Origin of the sequence: Campylobacter sp. CFSAN093224, assembly GCF_012897395.1 — a bacterium.
GTDB lineage: Bacteria > Campylobacterota > Campylobacteria > Campylobacterales > Campylobacteraceae > Campylobacter_D > Campylobacter_D jejuni.
Map to the genome: position 1 here is coordinate 897,632 of NZ_CP040607.1, position 19,135 is coordinate 916,766.

A 19,135-nucleotide genomic window follows, 5' to 3' on the forward strand; every position below is an offset into this window, starting at 1 on the left:
TAAATTTAAAATTGGTTAAGTTCGCTTTCGAGATTATGACACACTATTTTTAACTCATCTACAACTTGAAGTAGAATTTTAGAAATTTCTTCATTCTTTTCACTTACTTCAACATTTTCTTGCATACGAAAAAGTAAATTTTATATATTCTCTTGGGAAATTTTTATTTTTTCAGTACATTGAGTTACCAAAGCCCTAGCATCTTCGTTACATAATTTAACCTCATTAGCATCATCAACCAATAAAGCGGTGTCATCATTTAAAGCTTGTATACTTTGAGTATTTTTCTTTAATTCTGCGTTAACCTCATTAATACTTTGCAAAAGCTCTTTTGTAATTTGAGCTACATTTCCCAAAAATTCTTCACTGTTCTGAGCCAACTGCCTATCATCCTCAGCAATTACAGAAAAACCTAGTCCAAATGCACCAGCCCTAGCTACTTCTATGTCAGCATTTAGGGATGGTAATTTTGTTTTATCTGCGATCTTATCCATCATTTGAGTTGCTTTTTGTATATTACCTGCTTGATTGACCATGTTTTCAACTTTTTTAGCCAATTCATTTTCATTTTGGGATACTATTGATACTTTATTAGCAACATTAAACAAAGATTTAAGCATTTGCTCTAATAATAAAAAGGATTTTTCATTGGCACTATTTGCCTTATTTGACAAACTAGCAAGTTCTCTAAGTTCATTGCCAACATTTGCACCAAGTTTAAAACTTTGATCTATTTGCTTATGACTTTGTGAACTGATATCACTTAAAAAATAGCATTTGAATTTAAAAGATTGCTTTGTTTTTCTACATTTTTTAAATTATGACTTGCACTGCTAACTGCCTTGTGAGTTTTTTCGATAAATTGATTGATATATCCACAAGCTAAAGCAATTTCATCTTGACCTTTAACTGAAATACGAGCTTTTAAAATTGCTGCTTCCTTGAGCTAATTCTTTAGCATGATTTAAAAGCTCTAAAACGGGCTTTCCAACAACAACTTTAAGTATTAAAAGAACCACCACAAAGGGTAAAAATCAAAGCAATAGTAAATATTATAATATAAGATTGACCGGTTTTGCTTATATCTTTTTAAACACCTTCTAAAGAATGTAATATATCCATAACCCCAATCACACTTCCTGTATTAGCATTTCATGACAAGTAACACAACTTTCATCTGCAATCAAAGGGCGTATCAATCTTAAATACACAACACCATTTATATTTTCTTCCAAAGCTTGAATTTTAGGATTTGAAAATTGTTCTATAATACGCTTATCATTTGAAATTTGAGGGGCTTTCATCTCAAAAAGATCTATAGTATCTTTTGAAGGATAAATTTTAATATCACTAATACCCTCTATACTTTTTACATCTTCAATGGCTTCTTTAATTTTTTCAGGATCTCCTAAATTCATAGCCATTCTCATTGTTTGAAAAACAGAAGTACTTACGGTATTTAAATTTGCCTTGCTCATTTTATTAGCAGTATTTTTAAAGTCCAAATTTAAAATCACTTGCATTACGATAAAACTTATAAGCAACACCACAAAAATTGCAGCAGAAACCTTAAATCCTATAGTTTTAAACATCATAGTTTCCTAAAAATAAAATTTTTCGGAAATATTTTACACATAATTTATTTAATTTTTATTGAATTATGTGTAAAAAACATAACATTCTATTAAACTTAATGTAAGAAATGTCTTACTCCTGTGAAATAAAGCGCCATACCATACTCATCAGCTGCTTTTACCACTTCATCATCCCTTATACTTCCGCCTGGTTCTACTATAGCTTTAACCCCTACTTTACTTGCTTCATCTATGCTATCTCTAAAAGGAAAAAAGGCTTCACTTGCTAAAACGCAACCTTGCAAATCAAGCCCCATTTCTTTAGCTTTAGCGATTGCTACCTTTGCTGCATCGATTCTGCTTGTCATACCCATGCCTATAGCCACCATAGCGCCATTTTTTACATAAACAACATTGTTTGATTTGGTAAATGCTGCTATTTTCATGGCGATTTCAAGATCTTTTAATTCTTCCTTACTTGCCTCTCTTTGACTCATAAGCTTTGCATTTTTAAACTCATCTTCGCCAACTTCATCGCTGTTTTGATATACAAAACCCCCATCAATATGTTTAAAATCATATTTATCAAAATTGCGGATTAAAAATGGACTTTCTTGAGTGAAAATTTTAATGCGTTTTTTACCTTCAAACATAGCTAAAGCTTTTTCATCTACATTGGCTGCGATGATTACTTCTACATAAATTTCATTGATTTTATTTGCTAAAGCCTCATCAAGAGTTCCATTGATTGCAACCACTCCTCCATAAGCACTAACGCTATCGCATTTTAAAGCATGTATATAGCTTTGTACTAAATTTTCTTTTATAGCAAAACCGCAAGGATTTCCATGTTTTACTATAGCAATAGCTGGAGCTTTATCGAAACTACTAGCTAAATTTAAAGCTGCGTTAATATCGGTTAGATTATTAAAACTTGCTTCGCCTTTAAGGGCTTTGAAATTTGCACTAAAAAAGGCATCAAACTCATATAAAGCCCCTTTTTGATGTGGATTTTCTCCATATTTTGTATCAAATACTTTTTGCCCTACTATAAATTTACTCGCTCCAAAACCTCCGTTAAAGCGTTCATTCATATAATTTGCAATATAAGCATCATAATTTGCCGTATGCTCATAAGCTTTTATCATCAAATTTAAACGAAAATTCTCATCATTTTGACCTTTTTTTAAAGTCTCAATCACTTTTTCATAATCAAGCGGATCGCAAAGTACCATCACATCTTTATAGTTCTTTGCTGCACTTCTTATCATCGCAGGCCCACCTATATCGATATTTTCTATAATTTCATCAAAATCATCACTCATAATAGTGGTTTTTTTAAAAGGATATAAATTTACACAAACTAGATCAATGCCTAAAATTTCATTTTCTTTTGCTTGTTTGATATGATTTTCATCGCTTCTTTTGTGTAAAATCCCACCGTGAATCTTAGGATGCAAAGTCTTCACACGCCCTTCAAAAAGCTCAGGACTCTTTGTAAAATCACTCACTTCTATAACTTTTATTCCATTTTCTTTTAAAAGCTTAAAAGTCCCGCCTGTTGAAAGAATCTCAAAGTCTAAATTTTCAAGCTCTTTGCCAAATTCTACTATGCCTTCTTTATCACTCACACTAAGTAATGCTCTCATTTTTACCTTTCTAAATGTTTTTTAACTTTTTCGTAAGCTTCGTTGATTTTTTGAAATTTCTCTACACCGATTTTAAGCTCTTCTTCACTAACATTGTTTGCATTTAAAATATCAGGATGATATTTTTTTGCTAAATTGCGGTATTGTTTTTTTACTGCATTTAAATCTGCATTATTTGAAAGTTCTAAAATAGCAAAAGCTTCATCAAGGCTTAATTCTTTTTTAGTACTTTTTAAATTTGAAAGACTTGCTATAAAAGCGTCTAATTCGCTTTTTGCTATATCAAAGGCTTTAGCGATTTGCTCTAAAATTTCACGCTTTTTAGCATTAAAATCTGCATCGATTAAAGCCATAAAAACAAGCACACGCAAGACATTAAAACGCTCATTTTTAGGCAAAGGCACTTCTTTTAAAAAATCTTTTGCCACATAAAAAGCATCACTTAAATTTTCTTTATGTTCATTAAAACTTGCTTTTAAAAAAGCTCTTTCTTTTTCATCTTTGGCATTTGCATCTAAAAGATCTTTGATCATTTCAGCTTCATTTTCACTTACCCTACCATCACTTTTTGCAATTTTTGCCAAAAGTGCGATAACATAGTAATTCATACGCCTTTTAAACTCATCCATTCTTTCTTCCATAACCCCACGAGCAAAACCCTTAGCAAAGCCTTTGGCTCCTCTTGTAGCTGAGTTTAAAAAATCCTGTTTTCCCCAAGTTTTATAATACCAGTAAAACACCAAAATAACGAGTATAATTAAAACTAAAGTCATTGGATTTGCTCTTTAAAACTTTCAAAATAAAGCTTGTCAAGTTCAACCTTGCTTAACTCAATGTTATCAAGTTTAAAATGTTTTTGGCTTGTACTCACACCTAATTTATAAGCTTTTACTCCAAATTCTTTGGCTAAATTTAAAAAAGCTTCTTCATTTTCTTTGCTAAGCCCTACTATAGCACGACTTGCACTCTCATCAAAAATCATTTTTTCATCATCAAAACCACTTGTTAAATTTACACCCACACTAGAAATAGCAAACATTTTTGCCAAAGTCATAGCAATACCCCCTATTCCTACGCTATTGGCACACTCAAGTAAAGAATTTTGATTGGCTTTATAAAGCAAATCCCAAAGTGCAAGTTCAGCTTTATAATCAAGCTCTTTAAGACTTCCTGATACTTTTTTATCTTGGATTTTCATTACCATAGATCCGCCAAATTCTCCTAAACTTTCACCCAAAAGATAAACGCTTAAATTTTCTTTTTCAAAACTAGCTTTTAAGGTTTTATTTGCATCTTCTAAAACCCCTACGCTTACTATAGTAGGACTTGGATAAATACTTACTCCTTCAGTTTCATTATAAAGTGAAACATTGCCGCTTACTACTGGGGTATTTAACTCTTTACAAGCTTCTTTAATACCTTCGCAACCTTGTGCGAATTGCCACATCACTTCAGGATTTTGCGGATTTCCATAATTTAAACAATCACTTATTGCCAAAGGTTTAGCCCCCGTACAAGCAACTTTTCTTCCTGCAGAAGCTACTGCTAAAGCTGCTCCTATTTTAGGATTTACATAATTTAAGCGTGAGTTACATTCTATAGCCATAGCCACACTTGCGCCATTTTCTTTGATACGAATAATACTAGCACCTAATTTTCCATCAGCTTTTATAGTATTGGTTTGCACACTTGAATCAAATTGATCATAAATAAAAGCTTTGTTGTTAATATTTTCATTTTGAAGCATTTGTATAAAAAGCTCTTGAATGCTTAATTTTAGCTCAAATTTATAATCTTTAATTTCACTTAAATATTTTGGCTCACTTATAGGACGACTTAAAATCGGCGCTTTTTCACTTAGAGGCTCGATAGGAATAAGCCCTACAAGCTCATCATGCCAAAAAAGCTCCATTTTTCCTGTATTAGTAACTTCACCTATAACCACAGCATCTAAATCCCATTTTTTGAAAATTTCTATAACCTTATCTTCATAGCCTTTTTTCGCACAAATAAGCATTCTTTCTTGAGACTCGCTAAGCATTAACTCATAAGGAGTCATACCGCTTTCACGTATAGGAGTTTTATCTAAGTAAAGTTTCATGCCACTGCCACTTCTTCCTGCCATTTCAAAAGAACTTGAAGTAAGCCCTGCAGCACCCATATCTTGAATACCCACAATATAATCAGTTTTAAAAAGCTCTAAACAAGCTTCCATAAGAAGTTTTTCACTGAAAGGATCGCCAATTTGCACTGTAGGACGCAAAGATTTGCTTTCTTCATTGAAGCTATCACTTGCCATAACCGCTCCACCAAGTCCATCACGCCCTGTTTTTGAACCCACATAAATCACAGGATTTCCTACACCTTCAGCCTTAGCATAAAAGATATCTTCACTTTTACAAACCCCTAAAGCAAAGGCATTAACTAAGATATTTCCATTAAAACACTCATCAAAAGCACATTCTCCGCCTATAGTTGGCACACCCATGCAATTTCCATAATGAGAAATTCCATTTACCACACCTTTAACAAGGTATTTTTGATGTTTGCCGCATTTTTCATCATGAATATTGCCAAATTTTAAAGAATTTAGCCCTGCAACCACTCTTGCACCCATAGTAAAAACATCACGCAAAATTCCCCCTACTCCCGTAGCCGCACCTGCAAAAGGCTCGATAAAGCTAGGATGATTGTGACTTTCTACCTTAAAAACTGCTGCCATACCTTGCCCAATATCAATAACCCCTGCGTTTTCTCCTGGGCCTTGAATCACCCAAGGTGCTTTAGTTGGAAAACCATTAAGATATTTTTTACTGGATTTATAAGAGCAATGCTCGCTCCACATCGCAGAAATAACCCCAAGTTCTAATAAATTTGGCTCGCGTCCTAAAATTTCTAAAATTTGTGCATATTCTTCATCACTGATTTTATGTGCTTTTATGGTTTCTTTGTTCATTTTTATCCTTTCATTTTCCTAAACAAAAATTACCAAACATTTCGTCTAAAATTTCATCTCTTTGAAAATCTTTGGTAAATCTTGCAAGTTCATTAATCGCTAAATTAAGCTCAAAAGCAAAAAGTTCTAAAGAACTTTCCTCTAAAAGCCCTTTAGCTCTAAAAATCGCTTCACTTGAAATTTTACAAGCATTAATAAGATCTAAAGAACTTACCATAATACCTTCACTATCAAAAGAATTAAGATAATTTTGCAATTCTTCTTTTAACAAAGTGATGTCTTTTTGAGCACTAAGCTTGATAAAATTTTTATTTTGAGTATTTTTGAAAACATTTTCTAAATCACTTTTATTTAAAATCCAAAAGATTTTTTTATCAGTATTTGCTAGCAATTCAAAAATTTTCCCATCTTCTTTATCTTGCACTCTTGAAGCATCAAAGACTGCTAAAATAATATCTGCATCTTCTAAACTTTTTTTACTTAAAGCTACGCCGATTTGTTCTATAACATCTTTACTTTCCCTAATACCCGCTGTATCTATAATGCGTAATAAATGCGTTCCTAATTTAAAGCTCTCTTCTATAGTATCACGAGTGGTGCCTGCTATATCTGAAACAATAGCTCTTTCATAAGAAAGCAAGGCATTTAAAAGCGAAGATTTGCCTACATTTGGCTTACCTACAATAGCGATTTTAAAACCTTCTATGAGTCCTTTTTTGCTTTGAGAAAGCGTATAAATTTCTTTTAAAATTTTAGAATTTTCTTCACACATAGTAGAAATTTGTTCTAATAAATCAGAAGGTAAATCATCATCAGCATAATCAATACTAGTTTCTACAAAAGCTAAAGTTTTAACCAAATCTGTGCGAATTTTTTCTAAAAGTTCTCCTAAGTTTCCTTGCATGTTGCGTGCTATAATTTTAGCTGCAAGTGCAGATTTTGAAAGTATGAGATCTTGTATATTTAAAGCTTTTAAAGGAGTCATTTTGCCATTTAAACACGCTCTTTTGCTAAATTCCCCTGCTAAAGCAAGTCTTGCTCCTAAACTCACAAGTTCTTCGAGTAAAACTTCACTCACACTAAATCCTCCATGAGTTTGAAACTCTACTATATCTTCCCCTGTAAAACTATAAGGGGCTTTAAAATATATCATTATAGCTTCATCGATAATTTCATTATTTTGATTAAAAAGTTTTGTAAAAGTAGCATGGCGTGGGGTAAGTTTGGTTTTGTGGCTAAGCTTTAAGGCAAATTCTAAAGCCCTTTCACCGCTTAATCTTACAATAGAAATCGAACCCACACCATGAGCTGTGGCAATAGCCGCTATAGTATCACTCATCTTTTTTGAAAAAGTCGTTTATTACAACAAATCTTTGATCATTATTTTGCTTAATTCCTACATACTTATCTGGAAATTCAGCTCTTAACTGCTCTAAAGCGATTTTTATCAAAACCCCATCTAAAGGTTTGGTTTGTCCGCGTCCATGAATTTTAATTTTTTCAATCACGTTTTGTAAATAAAGCTGCATACCTTGAATTTGATTTTCTAAAAATTGAGCGATCTCAAGGCGCACTAAAAGATTATATTTTAAATTGATCCAATTATGTAAAAGATAAGAAATAGCCTTGTAACGATGTGCTTCTTTACCTATCATCAAAGCAGCATCTTCCCCATCCAATCGAATCAAAACGCAATCTTCATCATACATTCTAAGTTCACTAAGCTCTATTTTAAACTGGGAGCTTTCTAAAAGTTTTACAAGCTGAATGCGAATCTCATCTAAAATATCCTGAGTATTACGCACTCCTTTGCTTTCTCGATGAAAACTATCAAAAATTTCATCACTTTTTACTGTATATTTTTCTTTTTGGCTTTTATTTTTTTCATTTTTTGTTTCAATCTTGTTTTCTTGTTTTGGCTCATGTGTTTCTGGTTTGTGATTTTTTGAACTTGTAAATTCTTTTTTAGGATTTTTTTTCAAAATCCTTTTTTTTGCTTTAGCCTCTATAATTGCCTTTTTTCTTCCAAATCCAAAAAAACCTTTTCTTGGATGCTGAATAATCTCATATTCTAAGTCCATCACAGAACATTCTAAACTTCTTGAAGCTTCTGTTAAGGCACTTTGAAGATCAATGGCTTCGATTTTCATTTTTCATGCTCCGCTTGTTTTTTGTGATGTTCTTTAGCAAATATTTTATTGATAACCCATTGTTGAACCAAAGAACAAAGGTTATTTACAAACCAATAAAGCGTAAGTCCTGCTGGGAAAGTGATAAAGAAAAAAGTAAAAATCACTGGTAAAAATTTCATAATCTTAGCTTGCATAGGATCTTGTATAGTCATAGGTGTAATAAGTTGTTGTAAAAACATCGTTGCACCCATTAAAATAGGCAAAATGAAATAAGGATCCATTACCGATAAATCATGTATCCAAAACGCCCAAGGAGCTGCTTTTAGCTCAATAGCATTAAGCAAAACGCGATAAATAGCAAAGAAAATAGGAATTTGTAAAAGTATAGGCAAACAACCACTCATAGGATTTGCACCATGTTTTTTATAAAGCTCCATCATGTGCATATTCATTTTTTGTGGATCGCCTTTATAACGCTCTCTAATATCTTTCATTTTAGGAGCAAGATCTTTAAGTTTATTCATAGAAATCATAGACTTATAAGTTAGCGGGAATAAAATAATACGCACAATTAAAGTCATCACAACGATAGCCCAACCCCAATTTCCTATATACTGATGCAAGAAATTCAAAAACTCAAACATAGGCTTAGCAATAAAAGTAAACCAACCATATTCAACAACTGCTTCAAGGCGTGGATCTATACTTCTTAAAATCACATGTTCTTTAGAGCCTATATAGCCCCCTGCTTTAAATTCATTATCACTATAAGCAAAAACTATAGGGTTTTGATTAGCATCCTTGCTGATTGCCACATTTAAAGGTTTATCAAAATTATAAAAGAAAGTTGCATAGTATCTATCAAAAGCCGAAGTCATTACGACATTATTAGCACTTTCATCCTTTTCTACATCTCCATCTTTATAAGTTTCGATGGTTTCTTTATTATCCATTACCAAAGCACCATGAACTGTATAACTATCTACGGCAATATTTGGACGATATCCTGGACTTATAAAATAATTTGCATTCTTGCTGAGTTTAACTTCTATCTCATAATTTCCTTTTGGATAAAAAGTAATATCTTTTTCGATTTTCAATCCAGAAAGATTTTGAGTGAGTTTTAAAACTTGACTTCCATTTTCATCAACAAAAAGATTGCTAGCGTTAGCAACATAAGGAATTTTAAAAGCCTCTGAGTTAATACTTGGATCACTAAAACGCATTTCTAAAGGATAAGGACTATTTTCCTTGCTAACAAGATTTATAAATTCTCCTTTCTCATTTTGGTATTTTCTATCTTTTAAATAAAAAGCAGAAATTCTACCAAAAGAGTCAATTTGTGCTTCAAAATGCTTGCTTTGAACCTTAGATATCACACTATCTTGCGAAACTAAAGCCGCACTTGGAGTATTTGTGGTGGCATTTTGTATATTAGGAGTGTTATTTATGCTTGTGTTTTGTTGATTTTTTTGTGTAATGTTTTGTTCTATTTTTAAAGGTTGCTTTGGAATGAAAAAATAATCATAAATAACAAAAAATAAAAAAGAAATCACAACAGCTAAAAGTATACGCTTTTGCTGAAAAATATTATTTGAATTATTCACTGATTTGTCCTTTTAAAGATGATTTTTATAAGATAAAAACTTTTATTTTTATAAGGTATATATAAAAAACAAAGTTGTTTTTCTGCTAAAAATATAGGCTTAAAACATAAATTTATAGGATAAAAATTTTTAGAAACTCTAGGATAATCAAAACCCCCTTTAAAAAAAGGGTTGCATCTTAAAATTCTAAAAAAAGTAGAAAAAAAAGCTAGAAAAAAATTCTTTTTTTGAAACTGCCAAAGCGCATACTCAGAACAACTAGGATAATACCTACAAGCAGCGGGTTTTAAAGGGCTTAAGAATTTCTGATAAAAACGGAGTATTTTTAGGCATATCATTTGAAACATTCTAGTTTTTTCAATCCCCATTTTAGATTTTTTTCTAACCTAGAAAAAGAAAGTTCAGTGATTTCATTTTTAGCTACAAAAATATATTTGCCATCTTGAAGATATCTTTCAAACTTAGCAAACAAAGCTCTTAAAATTCGTTTTGAACGATTTCTAACCACTGCTTTTCCAACTTTTTTACTAGCAACAACTGCTATTTTTTTTTCATAACTATTCAGATAAAAAATGATCACACCTTCGCAATGCCATTTTTTGCCTACTTTATATACAGATGAAAATTCCTCGTTTGTGCTAAATTTATCAAAATTTTTCACACAGCAAGTCTTTTTCTACCTTTAGCGCGTCTTGCATTGATCACTTTGCGACCATTTTTAGTTTTCATACGAACACGGAAACCATGAGTGCGTTTTCTTGGAGTACCATGCGGCTGATAAGTTCTTTTCATTTGATTTTTCCTTAAAAAATTATAAAATAAACTTGTATTTTATCTTAATCTTACTTATAAATTGCTTTTGATTAAGAGTAATTTTTAAATTCTTTTGATAAATTTTGAAATTATTTTTAAAAGGTTAAAAATGTCAGAATTTAAAATTATTGATTTAAGACAAGAAGATTTAGATATTTTACAAGAAATGATCATAGAATTTGCAAAATACGAAGATATGTTAGATTTTCTTCAATGCACGAAAGAAAAACTGGAACATTCTTTACTAAAAAATAAATTTGCTCGTGCTTTTTTGTTAAAAGAAAATGAAAAAACTATAGGCTATATGATTTATTTTTATACTTTTTCGTCTTTTTGGGGCAGCGGTGGAATTTATCTTGAAGATATTTATATACGAGAAGATTTTCGTAAAAAAGGTTATGGAAAAGCTGTTTTTAAATTTTTAGGAGAAATTTGCAAAAAAGAAAATTTAAAAAGACTCGACTGGGTTTGCTTAAATGATAATATTTTAGGTATTAATTTTTATGAAAGTTTAAACGCTAAACATCTTAAACAATGGAGAAATTATCGTCTAAGTGGAGAAAATTTAGAAAAATTATGTGATTTATGATAAGAAGTCTTTATTATTTAAAAGCTATGGGATTTAACTTTGTTGATACACATATAAACCACTTTGAACAAGTACAAAATTTTCAAGAATTAAAACAACTTGTTTCATCTTGCACCTTATGCCAATTTTCCAAAACAAGAAAATTTAGTCTTATGGAACCTAAGATAAAAAATGCCAAATTACTAATTCTTGATGTTTTTGGGCAAAAAAGTGAAAATGAAAGTGGAATTTTACTTAATTCAAAAAAAGGTGAAAAATTAAAACACTATATTTATCAAATTTTAGAGCTTTGCGATGAAGATTTTTATTTTTCTTATTTATTTAAATGTTTTTGTAATGGAAAATTTGATGATTTTTCGCTACAATCTTGCTTACCATTTTTCTGGAACGAACTAAAACTGATTCAACCTGCTTTTTTGCTTTGTCTAGGAGAATATACGTTTAAAAGCTTGGGATTTAAAGATTATCACATTTTAAAAGGTGAAGTTTTTGCTTATAAAAATTTTTTCATAATGCCAAGTTATGATTTAGATTTTATAGAAAAAAATCCAAGTTATGAAAAAAATTTTATACAAGATTTAAAAAAAATTAAAGGATTTTTATGAAAAAAATATTTTTAATATTTTTCTTATCTTGCTTTTTGCTTAATGCAAAAGAGCAAAAATTAGTCGATGTAAAACCCGTTGAAAATTTTTATCCTAAATTAAGCGTTCAAGAATGCAACACAAATTGTCTTTTTGATCTTTTAGAATCAAGATTGTATCTTAGTTTTTTAAGTGAATTTGCAGATCAAAACGATCAATTTTTATCTAATGTTTATGCAAAATTATTAAATTCCATTACTGATTTTGAAAAAAATGTTCAAAAAATTACTTCTGTTAAACTTGCGATAATTATCCCAGAAAAAACCATAAAAAGCTACTCAAATACTATAATAAATTCAAGCATAGCCTATCTTTTAAGACAAAGAGCCGAAATCAAAGTAAAAGTTTTTTTAACCGGCACAGAAGATAGTGATAAAATTCGAACCGCGCTTGATGCAGTACAAGCTCAAGGATATCAGTATGCCATAGCTGGATTTACTCTAAAAGGTGCTAATGAGTTGAAAAATTACTCAGGAAATATGAAAATTTTCATACCGACTATCCATAAAAACAACATACAAATTTCAAATCAAAATATTATTTTTGGAAGTATTGACTATGATACTCAAATTGCCACACTTTTAAGCAAATCAAATGCTAATATCGCAATATTTAGCGATGGCTCTGCCTTATCAAGCAATCTAAATTCAAGAATTCTTGCTCAAAATAATAATGCTAGAATATATACTATAGAAGGAGAGAAGCTTGATTTTAGCAGACTTTTAAGATCACAAGGCGGAGTTAATAATGCCTCAATATTTTTTAACACTCCATTGATCAAAACAGCTCTAGCAAGTTCTCAACTAAGAATTTATAACATTCATCCTTATGTGCTTTTATCCACTCAAATCAACTATAATCCAACATTTTTAAGTTTAACACAACAAGGAGATAGAGAAAATTTCATCATTGCTAATTCCATCAATAACCACGATGATAACTTAGTCTATCTTAATGAAATTTTTAATCAAAGTATAGATTATAACTGGATTGCTTATGCTACTAGTATAGGAGTTGATTACTTTTATACCGAATTCTTAAATAAAAAAAGCGAAAGTTTATTTGATGAGAAAATCAAAAATTCTCAAGTTGATTACAAAGTGCGTCTTATGCAAGGCAAACAAGCAAGCTTTGAAGAATTAAAATAATTCTTCAAAGAGCTTTTTTAACTGCATATCCATTCTAGCTGGTTTTTCGTTTTTAATAAAAGCTAAAGTTAATTCCATTTTAAAAAGCAAAATTTCATCTTTATAAATTTCTTGTAAAATTTCCACAGAAGCATTTTTGACTTCTAAAATTTTTGTTTTAATCTCTATCATATCTCCAAGTTTTGCAGGTTTTAAGAAATTGCAATTTGCTTTTGCAAGCAAAAAATATCCCTTAGACGCATCAAAAATATCTACTTTTTTATTGAAAAAAATTTCACTTCTTGCTCTCTCGCAAAATTTTAAATAATTACTATGATACACCACTCCACCCGCATCAGTATCTTCATAATACACACGCATTTTCATCGCTTTACCTTAAAAAATATTTTACATTTAAAAAACATTAGATTATACAACGGAAATTCTTTGATATCGCTTTTTAGTTTATATTAAAAAATTCCGTCCAATCTTAATTTAATAAAGCTTTTTAACTTCACGGGGAGGGGGTATAGAGAAATTTTGTTTTAAACTTTCTATTGTTACCTTCTTAAGCATCAACGCTTTTGCAGCCACTCAAGCAAATACTACAGACAATCGAAATTTCAATATTCCAGAGCATTATTTTAATGATAACGAACTTTATGATAAAAGCAATTCTGCTTATAAAAAACTCCAAGGTATAAATTATTATGCTAAGAGTTCTAAACAAGATATTAACAATATTACTTTAATATATAACAATCCTAAACCAAATATTACAAATATAAACGATTTAAATTTTAAACATTATTTACTTACTCCTGATATGAGAGAAGATGAAGTTCTTTCTTTTAAAGCAAGGCATGGTGTTAATACAGCCGGTCATAGTATAAAAACAGTTAGAGTGCTTCCTTTTTTAATCACAGCAAAAACCGATCATGCTGATGCAAGTTATAATAAACTTATATTAGAACAAGGAGAACTTAGTTCAGTTTTTTATCTTAAACCTAAAGATACTCATATAAAAAACCCTAGTAATTCTAAAAGCAATCAACGCATGAATTTCTTAATGAGTTCTACCTTTACTCATTATGGTAATGCAAGCTATAACCAAACCATACTTCAAAAAGATGCCCATATTAGTATGGGAGTTGAGAACACTTATGATTTAGCCTTAAATGGTGCTCCTTATTTAATCGGAGCTATAGCCACTTATGGAGATTCTACAAATAATAGTTTAAATATAGAAGCAGGTAGTAGTGTAGAGTTTTTTACTTCCTTACCTAAAAAAGATAAAAATGGTAATAATACCTTTGATGAAAGAATCACTCACCTTGTAGGTGGTTTAGCTTATCAAGGCAATGTAAAAAACAATAAAATCTTTTCAAAGATGCTAATATGATTATCCATGGTCCAAGCAAAGCTTATGCTAGTTTAGCTGCTGCTCATATTAGTGCAGGTTATATAGATAGTGGAACAGATAAAAACTTTCAAGCCAGTAAAAACCTTTTAGACATAGATGGTTTTAATCTTGATATGTATATGAACCATGATAAACAACCCCTAGCTTATAATTCTGTTTTATTTGCTGATTTTTGGGGTGGAAAAACCGAACAAGGACAAGCCTTAGATAATACTATCAATATTAAAAGATATTAAAAACCTAAAAAAATAAAAACAATGAGAACATTTTTGCTCAAGCTTTGTTTAACTTCTACGCAGGAGCTTATAATAATGGAGAAGTAAATTATAATACCTTAAACATAGAATTAAAACATCCTTTAGAAATCGCTAATAACTTCTTAGGTTATAACCAACATTCTTTTTATGGTGGCTTTGCAACTAAAGGAGCTAATCATAATACCATTAACATTAAAAACGATCTTACCACAACCGATCTTTCTCAAAGCTATAAAGATGCTTTAAATATTGTAGCTGCTAGAACCTTAGAAGGCAGTGCAGATTATAATAAAGTTTATATCAATAATTCTACTGTATATATTTATACAGCTAAGAAAAACCTTCTTAATAATCAAGACTTTTATCCTAGTAATGCTAATAACAATGAAGTAGTGATTAAAGACTTTGCTTCTTCTTAGAAATCTAACTGTATTAACAGAAGCCAAAGAAGCTTCTTATAATACTATAAATTACAACAATGTTCAAAGCATTACTGATGCAAGTAATATAGATAAAGGTTCTAAAATCATCATAAGAGCTTTAGATAAAGCCAATCATAATACCATAGATATAAAAAACTATTCTTCTAATGCAGTTGATAATGCTTATTTGATTATGGCTTATAATGAAGCTGCTTATAATAAAATCATTATCAATGATACTTTATTTGGTGTAGCTTCAGATAAAAGAGAAGGGATTTTAAGTATTATAGCTGGACTTTCAAACAATGGCCATGATAATACCTTAATCATAAACAATCTCAATCTTGATGAGTATAAAAATAACAATTCTATTTTTATAGCTCCTTCAGCCATTACAGGTTTAAGTGAAGCTAAATCTTATAATAATACCTTATATATAGGTGGGAATTTAAATATATTTAAAAACACTTTCATAGATATATTAGCAGGAGCCTTAGTACATTATGAAGATAATTATAGTGCTTCTAATGCTATAGCTCCTTCAGATATCAGTTTAAGTAAAAACAATAGACTGATTTTAAATACTAAAGTTGAAGCTAGAATTATTAATAACTTTGAGCATTATTATCTTATTGTATCCAATAAAATCAACACAACTCCCCTTTTGAAGTCATACGATGCTCCTATTAATATTTCTAGCTAGGGAGTATTGGCTCTTTATACCCTCCAAAGAGTAATACCCCTACCTTAAAAATAAAGAAATCTTAATCTTACAAAGTGAGCAAGGTTTTATAGATGAAAACTCTAATATTTTAAATCAAGAAGAACTTCAAAGCTTTATTGAAAAAATGCAAAAAACAAAGAAGATTTTAAACTAAGTTCTATAGTATAGATTAGAAAATATGAACCTACAAAAGCTTTCTTATGAAGCAAGAATATCTCAAGATGGCAAAAGCATTTACGCAAAGATAAAGTAAATAAGGATGGACAATAAAAACAATAACAAATCAAAGTTATCAACAATTAATAATCCTAGAGAAATCTAGGATTAAGAACTTATTTTTGTTTTTAAAAAGAAAAAATAAAACAAACAGATAAAAAAAGAAAAAAGAAAAACAAAGATAAGTTCTTAGAACTAAACCAAACCAAGAAAGGATAAACCATGAAAAACAATAAAATCATTTTATCAATTGTTGTAAGTTCTTTACTTTTCTCCCAAAGCTATGCTTTACCAAGTGGGGGTAAGTTCACTCATGGAACAAGTGGAACTATAAATGTAAATGGTAATACCATGAATATTACAGGTAATAAAGTAAATTCTGTTATCCAATGGGGTGGTGGTTTTAATATAGCTAAGAGTGAAACTGTAAATTTTGGACAAGGAAAAACTAACCAAAACTACCTAAACATTGCTTATGGAACCAAAAGTTCTACAATAGATGGTTTACTTAATGCTACAGGTAATAATGTTTATCTTATTAATCCTAATGGTGTGGTTATAGGCAAAAGTGGAACTATCAATGCAAATAAATTTGGAGTGTCTACTTCAAGTATAGATAGCAAAGCGATGCAAGAATTTGCAGATAGAAGTACCTTTGAAAGTCCTGTGTTCTCTCCTAAATTTACAGCCAATAAAGGCAATGTGATTAATATGGGAAATATCAAGGCTAATGATGTTTTAATTATTGGGAATGAGGTGGGCAATGTAGGTGCAGATGGAGTGGGAAATTTCAATCTCCAAGATAATGGTAAAGTCCAATTTGTAGGAGATAAGGTTAAGGTCAATGTAGGAAGCATTAAAAATGCAAATAGTATTATCGTATCAGCTCAAACTGCAGCTACTTTAGGACAATCAACTACAGATGTTTATAAAAACAATACGAACAATCTTGATAGCAGAGTTCAAGCTCAAAACTACAATGGTTTAACGAACTATTTACAAACAATTCAAATGACTAAAAAAACCACTATAGCCAATGTAGAAGACTGGGCTTATTTCGCAAAGGGGATAAATGAAGGTAAAACAGGTATGAAATCTGTGGATACCTTTGATCTGATTTCTGATATTGACTTTGGGGCAAATTGTAACTCAGAAGGAGTTTGCACAGGACAAAATTATGCAAATTTCAATGTAGCAGGAAATAGTGAGCTTCAAGGTGTGAATATGATAGTAGGGAAAGATGATAGTCATGTTTTTTATGCAAATTTTAATGGCAATAGTCATACTTTAAGTAATATTAATATAGATACGACAGTAAGAAATGATATAAATAATGCAGGGTTGTTTGGTTATATAGGTGACGATAATAGCAATAATAGTGTAATAAAAGATTTAACTGTAGATTATAAGGGTGGCGGTATAAAATCAAATGGTTATAATGCAGGTGGATTTACTGGGAATACCTATGGTACTTTTACAAATATTAGTTTGAATAATATAGGTAATATTGACGGTGGTGATTATATAGGTGGATTTGCTGGAGAAGTTGGAGATGATGATAAATTTATAAATATTAGCTTAAATAATATAGGAAATATGAGTGGTAATAGTAAATTGGGAACCTATGTAGGGGGATTTATAGGATATCTTAGAAATATCTCAGGTTATACAACTTTCTCCAATATCTATATATTTTTAAATAAAAATACAGAAATTATTTCAGATGGTTCAGATGGTAGTGTTGGATTGTTTGTTGCTCTTAATGCAAATAAATTAAATAAACCCGATAACATCCATATATACAAATATAATACTGATTTTACAGATTCTAATAAATATGTTGATAATGGTTTTTGGAATCTAGTTTCTGGCTTTGATGATGCAGGTCAAGATGGTAAAATTAATATTCACAGTTATATCGAACAAGCTAGTGCAAATGAAAACTTTAAAAATGTAGTTTTAGACAAATTAAAAGATATAAAAAAGATAAAAATGGAAATCTTATCTTTACTACAGATTTTACAGTAGAAGTTCCTGATATCAACCCAAATGCTAACCAAGAACTGGTTACCAGTGAAACTAACAATAAAATCTCTCAAGATGATATTGATAAAGATGTCATTAATAGTATTTTAGCAGATGCTAATGTAGATTCTTGGATTAATGTCAATGACAATCCTATGAATGTGCATATAGATAGCAATGATATCAATACCCTAAATCAAAGCTTTGATTTCATGGAAGCTTTAGGAAGTGATTTTACAAATACTTATCTTCAAAATAAAGGTGTAACAGAAATTAAAAATATCCTTCAAGCAAAAACAAACATACAAGCACTCATAAGAAATGTAAACAATCTTGTAAATAACTACAATGACTTTCAAAACACCAAAGAAGATCTTGATAAAGCCATTGATGCTTACAATGCTTACGCAGCTTTAATCAATCAAGGTGCAGCAAGTTCTAAAGATGCAGAATTTATTTCACTTAAAAACAAAGTAAATGATCTTTATGCTAAAGCACAAGGATATCTTGATACTTATAAATTTGATGATACTTTAAAATCTTATAAAACACAAGCCTTATCTCAAAGTAATAATCATTTTAGCATCAAAGGAGAATTTGATACTAAACTAGCTTCTTTAGATTCTGTTTTAGATAAGCCAAATAATGAAGGTGGAGATACAAGCAATCCTGAAGCAAATGCTCCACTTCCTTTCTCTGAAGCTTTACTTACTCAAATGGATAAAAGTGTTTTAAAACAAGATGAAGATGATAAAGAACCTACAGTAGATGAAGCCAGCACTCAATTAAGTGGTAATACTTGTATAGTATCAGATAATTTTAAAGCAGGAAATCCTTGCTCAAGATGATAAAATCCAAAAGGTTAAAAGCCTTTTGGATCTTGTTAAAAATTAATAAAACAAAATTTAAAGATTAAAAATCAAAAAAGATTGATAATCAATCAAGCAAATACAAAAAATAAAAAGATAAAAAGAAAG

18 protein-coding genes and 1 pseudogene are annotated in these 19,135 nt (G+C 30.3%); 6 read left to right on the top strand and 13 right to left on the bottom strand.

Translation table 11 applies throughout. From position 1 onward, the window contains the following. Positions 1–5: 5 nt before the first annotated feature. The 12 genes from FBF11_RS08645 to rpmH all read right to left on the bottom strand — a co-directional run bounded on the left by FBF11_RS08645 (position 6) and on the right by rpmH (position 10,710). Positions 6–125: a hypothetical protein gene (locus FBF11_RS08645; protein ID WP_002886201.1), complete on the bottom strand. Its 120-nt coding sequence runs from the start codon at positions 123–125 to the stop codon at positions 6–8. Positions 126–140: 15 nt separating this feature from the next. Continuing rightward, complete coding sequence (locus FBF11_RS08650; protein ID WP_002867433.1) at positions 141–674, bottom strand: methyl-accepting chemotaxis protein; 534 nt, start codon at positions 672–674, stop codon at positions 141–143. Positions 675–1,130: 456 nt separating this feature from the next. Then, positions 1,131–1,592, bottom strand: a complete 462-nt coding sequence (locus FBF11_RS08655) for a membrane protein (protein ID WP_002867432.1) — start codon at positions 1,590–1,592, stop codon at positions 1,131–1,133. A 98-nt stretch (positions 1,593–1,690) separates the two neighbouring features. After that, positions 1,691–3,223 (bottom strand): bifunctional phosphoribosylaminoimidazolecarboxamide formyltransferase/IMP cyclohydrolase, encoded by a 1,533-nt coding sequence (purH, locus tag FBF11_RS04685; RefSeq protein WP_002867431.1) that lies wholly within the window; start codon positions 3,221–3,223, stop codon positions 1,691–1,693. A gap of 2 nt (positions 3,224–3,225) precedes the next feature. Then, positions 3,226–3,996: a DnaJ family molecular chaperone gene (locus tag FBF11_RS04690; protein WP_002860711.1), complete on the bottom strand. Its 771-nt coding sequence runs from the start codon at positions 3,994–3,996 to the stop codon at positions 3,226–3,228. Continuing rightward, the gene (purL, locus tag FBF11_RS04695) at positions 3,993–6,179 is read right to left on the bottom strand and encodes a phosphoribosylformylglycinamidine synthase subunit PurL (RefSeq protein ID WP_057096903.1); all 2,187 of its coding nucleotides are present in this window, start codon (positions 6,177–6,179) and stop codon (positions 3,993–3,995) included. Before purL ends, FBF11_RS04690 begins: the two co-directional genes overlap by 4 nt. A 10-nt stretch (positions 6,180–6,189) precedes the next feature. Beyond that, on the bottom strand, positions 6,190–7,518 hold the full coding sequence (gene mnmE, locus FBF11_RS04700; RefSeq protein WP_002868328.1) for a tRNA uridine-5-carboxymethylaminomethyl(34) synthesis GTPase MnmE: 1,329 nt from the start codon (positions 7,516–7,518) through the stop codon (positions 6,190–6,192). Further along, positions 7,511–8,329, bottom strand: coding sequence for a Jag N-terminal domain-containing protein (locus FBF11_RS04705; protein WP_002859220.1), 819 nt, complete (start codon positions 8,327–8,329; stop codon positions 7,511–7,513). Before FBF11_RS04705 ends, mnmE begins: the two co-directional genes overlap by 8 nt. Beyond that, the gene (gene yidC / locus FBF11_RS04710; RefSeq protein ID WP_002871743.1) at positions 8,326–9,918 is read right to left on the bottom strand and encodes a membrane protein insertase YidC; all 1,593 of its coding nucleotides are present in this window, start codon (positions 9,916–9,918) and stop codon (positions 8,326–8,328) included. The genes FBF11_RS04705 and yidC overlap by 4 nt, the downstream gene beginning before the upstream one ends. After that, on the bottom strand, positions 9,915–10,256 hold the full coding sequence (gene yidD / locus FBF11_RS04715; RefSeq protein ID WP_002853395.1) for a membrane protein insertion efficiency factor YidD: 342 nt from the start codon (positions 10,254–10,256) through the stop codon (positions 9,915–9,917). Before yidD ends, yidC begins: the two co-directional genes overlap by 4 nt. After that, complete coding sequence (gene rnpA / locus FBF11_RS04720) at positions 10,253–10,579, bottom strand: ribonuclease P protein component (protein ID WP_002853349.1); 327 nt, start codon at positions 10,577–10,579, stop codon at positions 10,253–10,255. Before rnpA ends, yidD begins: the two co-directional genes overlap by 4 nt. After that, complete coding sequence (gene rpmH, locus FBF11_RS04725; RefSeq protein ID WP_002776864.1) at positions 10,576–10,710, bottom strand: 50S ribosomal protein L34; 135 nt, start codon at positions 10,708–10,710, stop codon at positions 10,576–10,578. The genes rnpA and rpmH overlap by 4 nt, the downstream gene beginning before the upstream one ends. 130 nt (positions 10,711–10,840) lie before the next feature. Here rpmH and FBF11_RS04730 point away from each other — a divergent pair, with 130 nt between their 5' ends. The 3 genes from FBF11_RS04730 to FBF11_RS04740 are packed head-to-tail and all read left to right on the top strand — an operon-like array spanning position 10,841 to position 13,112. Next, on the top strand, positions 10,841–11,320 hold the full coding sequence (locus tag FBF11_RS04730) for a GNAT family N-acetyltransferase (protein WP_002853404.1): 480 nt from the start codon (positions 10,841–10,843) through the stop codon (positions 11,318–11,320). Further along, positions 11,317–11,925, top strand: a complete 609-nt coding sequence (locus FBF11_RS04735) for a uracil-DNA glycosylase family protein (RefSeq protein WP_002871744.1) — start codon at positions 11,317–11,319, stop codon at positions 11,923–11,925. Before FBF11_RS04730 ends, FBF11_RS04735 begins: the two co-directional genes overlap by 4 nt. After that, complete coding sequence (locus FBF11_RS04740) at positions 11,922–13,112, top strand: hypothetical protein (protein WP_002871745.1); 1,191 nt, start codon at positions 11,922–11,924, stop codon at positions 13,110–13,112. The genes FBF11_RS04735 and FBF11_RS04740 overlap by 4 nt, the downstream gene beginning before the upstream one ends. On the opposite strand, the gene FBF11_RS04745 is transcribed toward FBF11_RS04740, so the two are convergent. Next, on the bottom strand, positions 13,104–13,478 hold the full coding sequence (locus tag FBF11_RS04745; RefSeq protein ID WP_002871746.1) for a thioesterase family protein: 375 nt from the start codon (positions 13,476–13,478) through the stop codon (positions 13,104–13,106). The genes FBF11_RS04740 and FBF11_RS04745 overlap by 9 nt on opposite strands. A 142-nt stretch (positions 13,479–13,620) precedes the next feature. On the opposite strand from FBF11_RS04745, the pseudogene FBF11_RS04750 reads away from it, so the two are divergent. The 3 genes and pseudogenes from FBF11_RS04750 to FBF11_RS08535 all read left to right on the top strand — a co-directional run bounded on the left by FBF11_RS04750 (position 13,621) and on the right by FBF11_RS08535 (position 19,006). Beyond that, positions 13,621–15,896: pseudogene (locus tag FBF11_RS04750) on the top strand (hypothetical protein). 459 nt (positions 15,897–16,355) lie between these two features. Beyond that, a complete protein-coding gene (locus tag FBF11_RS08530; protein WP_237916066.1) occupies positions 16,356–18,161 on the top strand; it encodes a filamentous hemagglutinin N-terminal domain-containing protein in 1,806 nt (601 codons plus the stop codon). Positions 18,162–18,313: 152 nt separating this feature from the next. Further along, positions 18,314–19,006 carry a hypothetical protein gene (locus FBF11_RS08535; protein WP_052798117.1) on the top strand — a complete coding sequence of 231 codons (693 nt, stop codon included), beginning with the start codon at positions 18,314–18,316 and terminating at the stop codon, positions 19,004–19,006. Positions 19,007–19,135: the final 129 nt, after the last annotated feature.

Coding starts and splice junctions, on each gene's coding strand:
- purH (WP_002867431.1), bottom strand. CDS start 3,223: ATGAGAGCATTACTTAGTGTGAGTGATAAAGAAGGCATAGTAGAATTT.
- FBF11_RS04730 (WP_002853404.1), top strand. CDS start 10,841: ATGTCAGAATTTAAAATTATTGATTTAAGACAAGAAGATTTAGATATT.
- yidD (WP_002853395.1), bottom strand. CDS start 10,256: ATGATATGCCTAAAAATACTCCGTTTTTATCAGAAATTCTTAAGCCCT.
- mnmE (WP_002868328.1), bottom strand. CDS start 7,518: ATGAGTGATACTATAGCGGCTATTGCCACAGCTCATGGTGTGGGTTCG.
- FBF11_RS04690 (WP_002860711.1), bottom strand. CDS start 3,996: ATGACTTTAGTTTTAATTATACTCGTTATTTTGGTGTTTTACTGGTAT.
- FBF11_RS04740 (WP_002871745.1), top strand. CDS start 11,922: ATGAAAAAAATATTTTTAATATTTTTCTTATCTTGCTTTTTGCTTAAT.
- FBF11_RS08645 (WP_002886201.1), bottom strand. CDS start 125: ATGCAAGAAAATGTTGAAGTAAGTGAAAAGAATGAAGAAATTTCTAAA.
- FBF11_RS08655 (WP_002867432.1), bottom strand. CDS start 1,592: ATGTTTAAAACTATAGGATTTAAGGTTTCTGCTGCAATTTTTGTGGTG.
- FBF11_RS04705 (WP_002859220.1), bottom strand. CDS start 8,329: ATGAAAATCGAAGCCATTGATCTTCAAAGTGCCTTAACAGAAGCTTCA.
- FBF11_RS08535 (WP_052798117.1), top strand. CDS start 18,314: ATGAATGTGCATATAGATAGCAATGATATCAATACCCTAAATCAAAGC.
- FBF11_RS04735 (WP_002871744.1), top strand. CDS start 11,317: ATGATAAGAAGTCTTTATTATTTAAAAGCTATGGGATTTAACTTTGTT.
- purL (WP_057096903.1), bottom strand. CDS start 6,179: ATGAACAAAGAAACCATAAAAGCACATAAAATCAGTGATGAAGAATAT.
- rpmH (WP_002776864.1), bottom strand. CDS start 10,710: ATGAAAAGAACTTATCAGCCGCATGGTACTCCAAGAAAACGCACTCAT.
- FBF11_RS04745 (WP_002871746.1), bottom strand. CDS start 13,478: ATGAAAATGCGTGTGTATTATGAAGATACTGATGCGGGTGGAGTGGTG.
- FBF11_RS08530 (WP_237916066.1), top strand. CDS start 16,356: ATGAAAAACAATAAAATCATTTTATCAATTGTTGTAAGTTCTTTACTT.